Source organism: Xanthomonas arboricola pv. guizotiae, assembly GCF_002940205.1.
Classification (GTDB): domain Bacteria; phylum Pseudomonadota; class Gammaproteobacteria; order Xanthomonadales; family Xanthomonadaceae; genus Xanthomonas; species Xanthomonas arboricola_C.
Genome location: NZ_MDSK01000038.1, coordinates 32,004 through 43,606, shown reverse-complemented (window position 1 = coordinate 43,606; position 11,603 = coordinate 32,004). Strand labels below are relative to the sequence as shown.

Sequence of the window (11,603 nt, the reverse complement as noted above, 5' to 3'; positions counted from 1 at the left end):
GATGGTAGTGTGGCTCAAGCCATGCGAGAGTAGGTCATCGCCAGGGGCTTTACCCGAAACCCTCAGTCCAATACGACTGAGGGTTTCTTTTTGCCCAAAATTCAACCGCGAAACGTCAAAGCCACAGCCGAAGCTAAAGCTAAAGACGGAGCCAAAGGCAGAGCCAAAGCCAAAGCCAAAGCCAGAGGTCCGAATCTCACCACGGCACTTGGACGCTCCAGGCGCAATCGAGCACCGTAACGAGGCTGGGGCGACGAGCTGGATTTACTGCCGTTGGCCACCATATTGATCCGTGCCGGCGTACCGCCGGCCCGGCCAATCGGAGACCTGCATGCCCGAGCTGCCCGAAGTCGAAACCACCTTGCGTGGCCTAGCACCGCATCTGGTCGGCCAACGTATCCACGGCGTCATCCTGCGACGCCCCGACCTGCGTTGGCCCATTCCCGAGCAGATCGAGCGCCTGTTGCCCGGCGCGACCATCACCGATGTGCGTCGCCGGGCCAAATACCTGTTGATCGATACCGATGCCGGCGGCAGTGCGCTGCTGCATCTTGGAATGTCCGGAAGTCTGCGCGTCTTACCCGGCGATACGCCGCCGCGGGCACACGATCATGTGGATATCAGCCTGGAAGATGGCCGCGTCCTGCGCTTCAACGATCCGCGTCGGTTTGGTTGCCTTTTGTGGCAGGGCGATGCACACGTGCACGATCTGCTGGCGGCACTTGGCCCGGAACCCTTATCGGAGGCATTTACTGGCGATTATCTGCATGCATTGGCGCGTGGCCGGCGCGCGGCAGTGAAAACCTTTCTGATGGATCAGGCGGTCGTCGTCGGCGTGGGAAATATCTATGCGGCAGAAAGCCTGCATCGCGCCGGAATCAGCCCATTACGCGAAGCGGGCAAAGTGTCATTGGAACGTTACCGGCGCCTGGCCACGGCAGTGAAAGACATCCTCGGCTACGCCATCCAGCGCGGCGGTACCACGCTGCGCGATTTCATCAGCCCGGACGGGGCGCCCGGTTACTTCGAGCAGGAACTCACGGTGTATGGGCGCGAAGGTGAAACCTGCAAGCAGTGTGGACGTGTGTTGAAACACGCCACGATCGGGCAACGCGCGACGGTGTGGTGCAGCAGTTGCCAGCGTTGAGCGCCGGCCAGGTGGCCCACGCTGATCCAAACGCCAACCTCCAGCTCTGGATCAGTTACGACAGCTGGCCAGTAGCCCCCGGATAACAGCAAACGGCGCGCTTGGAGCCGCAGTGGCCGATTGCTTGATGGTGCGTTGCCGTGCATCGCGCCACAATCGTGACGTCCTGCGATTGGAGTCGTCCATGCCTGCCTCACTGCGCTACTTAATGCCGATCATGCTTGTGGGTGCCTCAGCGTTGCCGCTGGCACCAGGCGCCTGCGCGGATGAGCTTGCGTCCAGCAGCAAACCTGCAGTTGAGCGCATCCAGTTGCACAACGGGGTTGTTGAACTCAGCGCTACGCCCGCGTTCGGTGGGCGCGTACTGTCCTTCCATTTGCGTGGACACCCCAACGTGTTGAAGACGGGCGAGGCGGTTGATCAGCAGCCCGCGCCAGAAGTGTCCGCGACTGCAGGCGATATCCCGTATCTCGGCCACGATGTCTGGGTGGGGCCCCAGAGTCAGTGGTGGCTGCATCAGCAGGTCAATCCCGCACGTAAGGCCGCAGCCGCGGTGTGGCCGCCGGACCCCTACCTGTCGTTGGCTACCACGCAGGCAATCACACGTGCTGGCGATCGGTTGATTCTGCAAGGCTTGCCCAGTCCGGTCACCGGCGTGCAGTTCCGCAAGCGCGTGGCTGTTTCATCCACGCGTGCCGACACCGTGGAAGTGGAGGCCACCGCCCGCAATATCCGCAGCGAGTCGATCGCCTGGGATTTGTGGTTCAACACGCGTGTTGCCGCAGGCACGCGCGTGTTCGTACCGGTCGCCGATGCGGCAGACATTCGCCTCCAGTCACCGACCGAGGCCGGCACGGTCGCGCCGGCCTACCGGCATCACGGCGGTGTGTTTGCGTTGCGTGCCGACGCACGACAGGACGGGCTGATTCAGCGTGGCAAGGTGTTGCTGCAGCCTTCGGCAGGCTGGATGGCGGGCTTTGCGGGCGACCAGGTGTTGGTGATCCGCTTTGCGCACCAGCCGCTGTCCGCGATCCATCCGGAGCAAGGGCAGGTGGAACTGTATCTGGACGCGCCGCCACAGCACCCCGAGCGCGGACTGCTGGAACTGGAGGTCCATGCGCCGTACCGGCAGCTGGCGCCGGGCGGGCAGATGCAGGCGAACGAGCAGTGGACCTTGCTGCGCTACACCGGACCCGACGCGCAGCAGGCGCAACACCAGTTCCTGTGCAGCAAGGCTAAGGAGCTGCAGCTGACCAATGCGTGCGCGCCTTCGTCTGCGCCGCCCTGAGCTGCGCATTCACCTCCATGCCGAGCTGTGGCTATGATGGCGGCCATTCCCTGAGCAGACCGATGCGCATGCAACGACGCCACTTCCTGAAGAATGCCGCCGCCGCATTGGCTGCGCTCGGTTTGCCGGTGCTGCCGCAGTGGGCGTTGGCGGCCAAGGCCGTTGGACTGCGTCGCCTGGGGCAGCCGCAGCCGTTCGACTATGCCTGGCTCAAGGGGCAGGCGCGTGCGTTGGCCAAGGCGCCTTACAAGAGCCATAAGCAGCTGCTTCCGGGGTCGTTGGAAGCGTTGAACTGGGATCAATACCAGTCAATCCGCTACCGCCAGGACCATGCGCTATGGGCCGACGGCAACGGCAAGTTCCAGGCAAAGTTCTTCCATCTGGGGCTGTATTTCCACACTCCCGTGCATATCTACGACATCGTCGACGGCCAGGCGCAGCAACTTGCGTACGACCCGGCGGCGTTCGACTACGGCAGCAGCGGGCTGGGCGGCAGGCAGCTGCCCAAGGACCTGGGCTTTGCCGGGTTCCGTCTCAACACGCGCAAGGACACCGACCGCGATTTCTCCGCCTTCCTGGGCGCAAGCTATTTCCGCGCGGTCGGCAAGGAAGGCCAGTACGGGCAATCGGCGCGCGGGCTGGCGATCGACACCGGCACCGGCGGGCCGGAGGAGTTCCCGGATTTCATCGCCTATTACCTGGAACAGCCGGCCGACGATTCGAATACCGTGGTGGTGTACGGGCTGCTGGACTCGCACAGTGTTGCCGGTGCGTATCGCTTTGCCATCACCAATGGCGAGGTGCTGGTGATGGAGATCGACAGCGCGCTCTACCCGCGCAAGACCATCGAGCGATTGGGCATCGGCCCGTGCACCAGTATGTACCAGGTCGGCGAAAACGATCGCCGCATGGACTGGGACTGGCGGCCGGAAATCCACGACACCGATGGCCTGGCGATGTGGACCGGCGGCGGCGAGTGGATCTGGCGGCCGCTGTGCAACCCGCCGCAGCTGCGCTTCAACATGTTCGTCGATGAAAATCCGCGCGGATTCGGCCTGTTGCAGCGCGATCGCAACTTCGACCATTACCAGGACGACGGCGTGTTCTACGACAAGCGCCCCTGCCTGTGGGTGGAACCCAAGAACGGCTGGGGCAAGGGCTCGGTGCAGCTGGTCGAGATTCCGACCGTGGACGAGACCTTCGACAACATCGTGGCGTTCTGGAATCCGCAGGACAAGCCGCAGCCGGGGCAGGAGTTGCTGATGGGGTACCGGTTGTATTGGGGCGCGCATCCGCCGGCCAGCTCGCCGCTGGCGCATTGCGTGGCCACGCGCACCGGCCTGGGCGGCATCGTCGGGCAGAAGCGCAGCCATTTCTCGTGGCGGTTTGCGGTGGATTTCGCCGGGGGCGAACTGGCTGCGTTGGCCAAGGACCCCAAAGCCAAGGTCGAGGCCATCCTCCAGGTGTCGCGTGGCAGCACCGAGATCGTGTCGGCGCGTCCGCTGCATGAGCTCAAGGGCTATCGGGCGATGTTCGACCTGGTGCCGCCGGACGACAGCACCCAGCAGATCGATATCCGCCTGTTCCTGCGCGCCAACGGCAAGCCGCTGACCGAAACCTGGCTGTACCAGTGGACGCCGCCGCCGGCGATCGAGCGCAAAATCTACTAGCGCACAGGCACGTCGCGCGACGGATAAGGTGGGCGATTGTCAGGCAGGTGCGGATGGCGCAGTGACGACAGGCCGCCGATCTCGAGTGTCGAGCGCGGCGGCGTTGCAGCCGCATAGTCGCTGATGCGTCGCCCAGGCGCCGCGGGATTGCCCAGGCGCCCCGGACTCAGGCCGACGTCGAGCTGTTGACCAACTGCATGCGCGCGCGCGGGCGCACGCAGGCCAGGTCCACCCGGAAGCAGGTGCCGTCCTTGCCGCTGAGGATGCGCAGTTCGCCCTGATGGGCCCGGGCGATCTGGGCGGCCATGTGCAGGCCCAGATCCACTTCGGGCAAGGCGCGTCCGCCGGTGTGCACGTGGGTGGAGGCCTGCAGTACGTCGAGCCGGCGTGGATCGATCCCGTCCAGATTGCAGACCTCGATGCGCAGGCGGCCCTGCTCGGTGACCGCGACCGCCTTGATCAGCGAACTCTGTTGTCCCTGCACCACGGCGTTGATCATCAGGCTGCCGAACATCTGCGCCAGGCGCACCGCATCGCCATGCACCGGCTCGTCGATGGCCACATGCGTGGACAGCACCTGGTTCGGATACGCGGCGCGGGTTTCGTCGACGACCTGCGACAAGGCATCGAGCAGGTCGCTGCCGTTGCCGTAGTCCAGTTGCAGCCAGTCGCGTTCGATACCGCGCGCGAAATCGCTGGCGAAATCGATCAGTTCTTCCATGCGCCGCAGGCTGCGCTGCATCGACCGGATCGCGCAGCCCTGGCGTTGGTTGAGCGGATCGATCGCCAGCATGTCCACCACCGCATGCATGGACTGCAGCGGGTTGCGCAGATCGTGACCAAGGATGCCGATGAATTCTTCGCGCAGGCGGGCGGAGGCGCCGATACGCCCCAGCTCGCTGCGCGCGCGCAGCGATTCCTGCGCGCTCTCTTCGGCGCGCTGCTCGGCCTGGATCTGCGCTGCCAGCAGTTGCGCCAGCAGCTCGATCTTTTCCACCATCGGCGCATCCATGATGCGCGGCAGCGGGTCCAGCGCGCACAAGGTGCCGAACACGCTGCCGTCGTCGAACCTGATCGGCACCGACACGTAGCTTTCGAAGCCGTACAGCCGCGGCGTGGGGTGATCGCGGAACACCGGGTGCTCGGAGGCATGGCCGAACCACAACGCGTTGCCCTGGGTGCGCACGCTGTCGCAGAAGGTGGTGACCAGCGGCAGCTCGTCGCCGGGCGCCAGGCCGAATGACAGCTCGTCGCGGACCTGGCAGGTGATCCAGCGCGTATCGGTCACGCGCGCAACGGCCGCGAATCGCATGCCGGTCAGACGGGTGAGAATGGTCAGGACATCGGGGACCGACGATAACCGGCCAACGCGCGCGATATCTGCGCGTAACTCGGCAGGAAGCGGATCCATGGGTGCCTCCCAACAAGTGGATGGTCGCCAGTTTACAGGACTGGGGTTGTGCCTGGTTGCGCGTGGATCGCTGCAACGGCATGGCAACGATACCCTCGTTGCCGCGCGTCGGAAATACGGCGGCGAGCGAATGCCTGCAGGGGTTTAGCGACGCATTACACGTGCATACCGGGACAGCGCGTCACCAGCATCTCAGCTGAATTCTTCAGCCAGTCACCATGCTGGCTTACCTGTCCGACGCACCCGCCGGCGGTAGCGGCAGCGCGATCTGCAGCGGGTCGATGCGGCCTTCGCCACGCATGATCTTTTTGAACTCGGCGCGGCTGACCGACACGTAGCGCTCGTTGCCGCCGATCTCCACCTGCGGGCCGTCCTGTACCGCGTGCCCCTGCGCATCCACGCGCACGGTCATGGTGGCCTTGCTGCCGCTGTGGCAGATGGTCTTGATCTCCTCCAGCTCGTCGGCCCAGGCCAGCAGGAACTGGCTGCCCTCGAACAGCTCGCCGCGGAAGTCGGTCCGCAGGCCGTAGCACAGCACCGGAATGCGCAGGCGGTCGACCACCTCGCTCAACTGCCAGACCTGGCCACGGTTGAGGAACTGCGCCTCGTCCACCAGCACGCAATGCAGCGCGCCTTCGGCCTGGATGTCGCGTTCGATCAGCTGCTGCAACTCGGTGCCGCGATCGAAGGTGCGCCCGTCCGCGCGCAGGCCGATCCGCGAGGCGACCACGCCGCTACCGGCGCGGTGATCGAGCTTGGGCGTGAGGATCAGCGTGCGCATGCCGCGTTCGCGGTAGTTGTGCGCCGACTGCAGCAAGGTGGTGGTCTTGCCGGCATTCATTGCCGAATAGTAGAAGTAGAGCTTGGCCATCGGGCGATTTTACCGGGCCAGGCGGCTGGATGCGGGCTCTGGGTACGCTGCATTGGCGTGGCCCGGCGCGGTGAACCTCGGGGTCGTCGATGCGAGTGCAACGCGTAGCCGCGCGGCGAGGCACAGCTGCGACGGTTACATGAACCTATCGCGCCGGCCAGCCGCGGGCAGCCCCGCTACAATGGCGCGCTCTGTCGGAAGCCTCTATGCACGGTCTCAATCCCCCGCAAAGCGCCGCGGTGCTGCACTGCGAAGGTCCCTTGTTGGTGCTGGCCGGTGCCGGCAGCGGCAAGACCCGCGTGATCGTGGAGAAGATCGCGCACCTGATCGCCACCGGCCGCTATCCGGCCAAGCGCATCGCGGCGATCACCTTCACCAACAAGTCGGCCAAGGAAATGCGCGAGCGTGTGGCCAAGCGCATCCGTGGCGATGGCGCCGATGGCCTGACCATCTGCACCTTCCACGCGCTGGGGCTGAAGTTCCTGCAGATCGAGCACGCCGCTGCCGGCTTGAAGCGCGGCTTTTCGATCTTCGATTCCGACGATGCGGCCGCCCAGATCAAGGACCTGATGCACGGCGCCAAGCCCGATGCGATCGAAGATGCCAAGAACCTGATCTCGCGTGCCAAGAACGCCGGCTTGTCACCCGAACAGGCGATGGCGGCGGCACGCAGCAATCGCGAAAAGGAAGCCGCCAGCCTGTACGAGCGCTACCAGGCGCGGCTGACCACCTTCAACGCGGTGGACTTCGACGACCTGATCCGCCTGCCGGTGCAGATCCTGGAGGCCAACGAAGAGATCGTGATGGGCTGGCGCGAGCGCATCGGCTACCTGCTGGTAGACGAGTGCCAGGACACCAACGATGCGCAGTACCGGCTGCTGAAAATGCTGGCCGGGCCGCGCGGCAACTTCACCTGCGTGGGCGACGACGATCAGAGCATCTACGCCTGGCGTGGCGCCAATCCGGAAAACCTGCAGCAGATGGGGCGCGATTATCCGGCGCTGCAAATCATCAAGCTGGAACAGAACTACCGCTGCTCCAACCGCGTGCTGCGTGCGGCCAATGCCTTGATCGCGCACAACCCGCACGAGCACTTGAAGACCTTGTGGAGCGATCAGGCCGACGGCGAGCGCATCCGCGTGTGGGAATGCCGCGACAGCGAGCACGAGGCGGAAAAGGTCGCCGCCGAGATCTCGTTCCTGGGTACCGCCAAGCAGGTGCCGTGGAGCGATTTCTGCATCCTGTTTCGCGGCAATTTTCAATCGCGGCCGCTGGAAAAGGCGCTGCAGCTGCTGCGCGTGCCGTATCACCTGACCGGTGGCACTGCGTTTCTGGAGCGGCAGGAAGTCAAGGACGTGCTGTCGTGGTTGCGGCTGATCGTCAACCCCGAAGATGACGCGGCGTTCTTGCGCGCAGTGCAGTCGCCCAAGCGCGAGGTCGGTGCGACCTCGCTGGCGTGGCTGGCCGAGCTTGCCAGTGCGAAGTCGGTGCCGATGTCGCGCGCGGCCGAGTCGATGGGCGCGCTGCAGCACCTGCCGCCGCGTGCGGCCAATGGCCTGAGTGCGTTCACCGATATCCTGCGCGACATGCGCGAGCATTCGGCCAGGCTGCCGGCGGGGGAGCTGGTGCGCATGCTGGCCGACAAATCCGGCCTGCTCAACGACCTGCGCAACCAGTCCAAGGACGAAACCGGCTTCCAGCGCCGCAAGCGCAATCTGGACGAACTGGCCGAGTGGTTCGAAGGCGGCCCGCGTGGTGCAAGCGCCAGCGATCTGGCCGCGCAGCTGGCGCTGTTGTCGCGCAACGACAAGGACGATGGCGGCAACCAGGTACGCATGATGACCATGCACGCGTCCAAGGGCCTGGAATTCCGTTATGTGTTCATCGTCGGCTGCGAGGACGGCGTGCTGCCGCATGAGGTGAGCCTGGAAGAAGGCAACCTGCAGGAAGAGCGCCGGCTGCTGTATGTGGGCATCACCCGCGCCAAGGAACAGCTGTGGATGAGCCACAGCAAATTGACGCGCAAGTTCGGCGAACATGTGCGGCTCAAGCCCAGCCGCTTCTTCGACGAGATCCCTGCCGAAGAATTGCAGCGCGATGGCGCCGACCCGGTGGCCGATGCCGAGCGCAAGAAAGAGCGCGCCAGTGCGGGCTTGGCGGCGATCCAGGCATTGTTCGACTGACCCGCGGTGTGCCATTGCGTGCGCAACGCGCACCACATGCCGCATCGCTTGCCAGCGACACGGCTGCACGGCAGTCTGGTTTTACCTGATGCCGGAGTGTGCCGTGACTGTCGTAATCGAAACCCCGCGGCTGCGCTTGCGCACGCTCGACCCCGAGCACGATGCCGACGCGATGTTGGAACTGGTCAACGACCCCGGTTTCATCGCCGGCATCAACGACCGCGGTGTGCGCACGCGTGAGCAGGCGCGCGCGCATCTGCGCGATTGGGCGCAGGCCCACCAGGAGCGACATGGTTTTGCGCACTGGGCGGTGGAGACGCGCGAGGATGCCGCGTTTATCGGCACGTTGGGCCTGCTATGTCGCGAGACCTTGCCGGTGCCGCATATCGGTTTTGCATTGCTGCCTGCGTATCGCGGCAAGGGCTATGTGACCGAAGCCGGCCGCGCGGTGCTGGATTACGCACGCGATGTACTGGGCTTGTCGCAACTGTGCGCGATCGTGTCGCCGGACAATGCCGATTCGATTCGTGCGCTGGAAAAGCTCGGACTGCAGCAGCAAGGGTTGCGGGTGTTGAGCCCCCAGACCGAGGCAGTGCTGTATTACGCGATTGATCTCGGGCCTGCCGGCACGGCTGGCTGAGCAGGCGGCGGCCTTCCCTCGATGGCCTGATCAACAGGATGCAGCCCTCACTACGGGTAAGTGCTCTGCAGCCTGGACGCGGACGGCGTGCTCAGCGCGGGGCTAAAACCTGCGCAGCAGTGAGACGGGCACGGCGGGTGCTCGGTGCGGCATGTGTTGCTCGTGACACTGGTTTCCGGCGCGTCGTCCACGTTCGCCTGATGACTCTTCGCCAAGTATGGGTCGCCGCTCTTGGCACCAGGGCGGCGACCCGCAGCAGGGCTCGTCGACGCAGCAAGCCATCGCGCGGCCGCATAATGGCGGGGTTGGTTGCTCTGTAAAGGACGTTCGCATGCCACTGCTGGTCAACGCTTATTCCACGCTGCGCACGCCGTTATGGCCGGACTTTCTGCCGCAGGCCGCCGTGCAGCACCGCGACCATGTCGATCCGGAGCTGGTCAATCATCTGCACGGGTTTGTCGGTTATGTGAATCAGGCCGGCGATAGGCAGATGACGCAATCGCGCTACCACCTGATGCGGCATGTGCAGCGGGTGCGGCAGCATTTCACTTTCGAGGTCGACGATGCGGCTTTCGGGAAGTTGGCGCAGTGGGCCGAGCAGGCCAACGCGGTGTGTTTCCTGGCCGACGGCAGCGTGCGCGATCCGCACGGGCGGGTGTTGATCAGTCAGGGCGAGCCGGCCATCGACGACGATGCGCAGGTGCCGTATCCGCCGGACGCGCTGCAACGGCGCGCGCAGCAACTTGCCCTGCTCACTGCACAAGGCATCCGCGTGCCGCCCAGCCTGCCGCCGGTGCCTGGCGAGGCCGAGGCGCGTGTGCGCGATGCGGCAGTGGTCAACCAACGCATGCTGGCATTGTTTGCGGTGGCGCTGCGCGCCGAGATGCTGGCGGCCGGCGACACGCCGCCGTCGCTGGACGAGGTGGATGCGCGTCTGCCCGGCGTCGCCACAGCGCTGTCGCCGCAGGAGCGCGCCTTCTTCGCCCAGGCAGCGCCGGATGCGCAGGCACTGGCCAACTTCGGCTGGCGCTACGAAGGCCTGGCGGTGTTGCAGTGGGCCCTGGGCCTGGCGGACACGCTGCCGGAGCCGACCGACCTGTGCGATGTGCCCCTGGCCGCCCAGCGCGCGCTGGAGCATGCCGAGGCCGCGACGCGGCCGTCGCTGACGCTACGCCCGGTGCCCGAGCTGCTGGATGCGCTGGACCGGCACTTGCGCCTGCATTGGGCAGTGCGCCAGGCCGGCCAGAGCGAGCAACCGCCACCGGCCGGCATCGTGCCGGGCGTGGTCTACGAGCGTCACTACACCCTCAACTGGCTGCTGCACTTCGAAGACGCCGACTGGGACGAGGTGGATACGCCGACGTGAGCGGGCCGGTCGCAGGCTGCGCCGTCACTGCGCGGCAAGCGCGTCGTCTTGCGGTCTGGCTGGTCGTTGCGTGCTTTGCGCCCCGCGCAGGCGTCGATGTGAAGCGGGCATCTCCCTTCAGGTGCGAACCGTCGCGCTAGGCGCCAGCCGCCTCCAGGCGCGCCTGCACGGCGGCCAGCGCATCCTGCAGCTCGGCGACGGTGGCTTCCAGCGTTTGTACGCGCGCTTCCAGCTCGCTGCTGTCGGCACTGCTGCGGGGGCCTGGCGCAGCGCGCGCCGCCGCGGCCTGCAACGCCTCCACGTCCAGCTCGCCGCTGAGCAGGTGCATGTAGCGGTCCTCGCGCTGGCCGCTGGCACGCGGCAGTTGCACCGCCAGGCTGCGCTGGATGAGCCGGTCCAGATGGTGGCGCACGTCGTCGGCATCGTTGAAGCGCGCCAGCCGCTCGCTGCGCGCGAACAGCTCGCCCAGCGTCTGCGGACCGCGCAGCAGCAACAGGCCGATCAGGGCCACCTGCTGGCGGGTCAGGTCCAGCATGCTGCCCAGCCGGTGTTCGTAGCGCTCGGCGCGCGAGGAGAACTGCTGGCGCACCAGGCCCAGGGTTTCGAGTTGTCGCAGGGCGTGATGCACCACGCCGGTCTGCAGAGTCAGCACCGGCTCGCGCGCGGTCTTCTGGTTGGCGGCCACCTGCGCGGCGTTGACCGTGAGCGGATACGCATCCGGCGTGGTCGCCTCTTTTTCGATCAGGCAGCCGAGTACGCGGGCCTGGGCGGTATCGAGGACGGGCGGGGAAGGTGCGTCTGTCATGGGGGCGACTCCGGGGCAATCAGCGCACAAGGATATGCCGATCCTGCGTTTGCGTTCTTCCGGTGCGGCCATCACGCAGCGTGGCTTACGACATCGACGTCTGCATGGTGCACGCCTGCGTTGTGCGGCGACCATGAGCCTGAGCAGGGTCGGACTGGCGCAAGCACGCATCCGTCGCAGTGGTGTTCAAACCCATTCGGTCAACTGGCCATACGCCCCGCG

General features: G+C 65.7%; 9 protein-coding genes. 6 read left to right on the top strand and 3 right to left on the bottom strand.

Features of this window, described 5'->3' with window-relative positions; all coding sequences use genetic code 11:
- The first annotated feature begins 331 nt into the window (after positions 1–331).
- From mutM to XarbCFBP7408_RS18575, 3 genes are all read left to right on the top strand, one after another.
- Entirely contained in the window at positions 332–1,147 is an 816-nt protein-coding gene (mutM, locus tag XarbCFBP7408_RS18585) for a bifunctional DNA-formamidopyrimidine glycosylase/DNA-(apurinic or apyrimidinic site) lyase (RefSeq protein ID WP_104564218.1), read from the top strand.
- Between the two features lie 184 nt (positions 1,148–1,331).
- Positions 1,332–2,435 carry a DUF4380 domain-containing protein gene (locus XarbCFBP7408_RS18580; RefSeq protein WP_104564217.1) on the top strand — a complete coding sequence of 368 codons (1,104 nt, stop codon included), beginning with the start codon at positions 1,332–1,334 and terminating at the stop codon, positions 2,433–2,435.
- A 68-nt stretch (positions 2,436–2,503) separates the two neighbouring features.
- On the top strand, positions 2,504–4,105 hold the full coding sequence (locus tag XarbCFBP7408_RS18575; RefSeq protein ID WP_104564221.1) for a glucan biosynthesis protein: 1,602 nt from the start codon (positions 2,504–2,506) through the stop codon (positions 4,103–4,105).
- Between the two features lie 166 nt (positions 4,106–4,271).
- Here the strand turns inward: XarbCFBP7408_RS18575 and XarbCFBP7408_RS18570 are convergent, their stop codons facing one another.
- Together XarbCFBP7408_RS18570 and XarbCFBP7408_RS18565 are read right to left on the bottom strand one after the other, a co-directional pair.
- Positions 4,272–5,516: a GAF domain-containing sensor histidine kinase gene (locus XarbCFBP7408_RS18570; RefSeq protein WP_104564216.1), complete on the bottom strand. Its 1,245-nt coding sequence runs from the start codon at positions 5,514–5,516 to the stop codon at positions 4,272–4,274.
- Positions 5,517–5,742: 226 nt separating this feature from the next.
- A complete protein-coding gene (locus tag XarbCFBP7408_RS18565) occupies positions 5,743–6,387 on the bottom strand; it encodes a thymidine kinase (RefSeq protein ID WP_104564215.1) in 645 nt (214 codons plus the stop codon).
- Between the two features lie 206 nt (positions 6,388–6,593).
- Here XarbCFBP7408_RS18565 and XarbCFBP7408_RS18560 point away from each other — a divergent pair, with 206 nt between their 5' ends.
- The 3 genes from XarbCFBP7408_RS18560 (at position 6,594) to XarbCFBP7408_RS18550 (ending at position 10,576) form a co-directional block, all read left to right on the top strand.
- Positions 6,594–8,570: a UvrD-helicase domain-containing protein gene (locus tag XarbCFBP7408_RS18560; RefSeq protein WP_104564214.1), complete on the top strand. Its 1,977-nt coding sequence runs from the start codon at positions 6,594–6,596 to the stop codon at positions 8,568–8,570.
- Between the two features lie 88 nt (positions 8,571–8,658).
- Complete coding sequence (locus tag XarbCFBP7408_RS18555; RefSeq protein WP_104564213.1) at positions 8,659–9,210, top strand: GNAT family N-acetyltransferase; 552 nt, start codon at positions 8,659–8,661, stop codon at positions 9,208–9,210.
- Between the two features lie 331 nt (positions 9,211–9,541).
- Complete coding sequence (locus tag XarbCFBP7408_RS18550) at positions 9,542–10,576, top strand: DUF4272 domain-containing protein (RefSeq protein ID WP_104564212.1); 1,035 nt, start codon at positions 9,542–9,544, stop codon at positions 10,574–10,576.
- A 136-nt stretch (positions 10,577–10,712) separates the two neighbouring features.
- Here XarbCFBP7408_RS18550 and XarbCFBP7408_RS18545 read toward each other — a convergent pair whose 3' ends face one another.
- Positions 10,713–11,381 (bottom strand): YceH family protein, encoded by a 669-nt coding sequence (locus XarbCFBP7408_RS18545; protein WP_104564211.1) that lies wholly within the window; start codon positions 11,379–11,381, stop codon positions 10,713–10,715.
- Positions 11,382–11,603: the final 222 nt, after the last annotated feature.

Bases quoted from the DNA above. Each gene is read 5' to 3' on its own strand.
- mutM (WP_104564218.1), top strand. From the start codon at position 332: ATGCCCGAGCTGCCCGAAGTCGAAACCACCTTGCGTGGCCTAGCACCG.
- XarbCFBP7408_RS18580 (WP_104564217.1), top strand. From the start codon at position 1,332: ATGCCTGCCTCACTGCGCTACTTAATGCCGATCATGCTTGTGGGTGCC.
- XarbCFBP7408_RS18575 (WP_104564221.1), top strand. From the start codon at position 2,504: ATGCAACGACGCCACTTCCTGAAGAATGCCGCCGCCGCATTGGCTGCG.
- XarbCFBP7408_RS18570 (WP_104564216.1), bottom strand. From the start codon at position 5,516: ATGGATCCGCTTCCTGCCGAGTTACGCGCAGATATCGCGCGCGTTGGC.
- XarbCFBP7408_RS18565 (WP_104564215.1), bottom strand. From the start codon at position 6,387: ATGGCCAAGCTCTACTTCTACTATTCGGCAATGAATGCCGGCAAGACC.
- XarbCFBP7408_RS18560 (WP_104564214.1), top strand. From the start codon at position 6,594: ATGCACGGTCTCAATCCCCCGCAAAGCGCCGCGGTGCTGCACTGCGAA.
- XarbCFBP7408_RS18555 (WP_104564213.1), top strand. From the start codon at position 8,659: ATGCCGGAGTGTGCCGTGACTGTCGTAATCGAAACCCCGCGGCTGCGC.
- XarbCFBP7408_RS18550 (WP_104564212.1), top strand. From the start codon at position 9,542: ATGCCACTGCTGGTCAACGCTTATTCCACGCTGCGCACGCCGTTATGG.
- XarbCFBP7408_RS18545 (WP_104564211.1), bottom strand. From the start codon at position 11,381: ATGACAGACGCACCTTCCCCGCCCGTCCTCGATACCGCCCAGGCCCGC.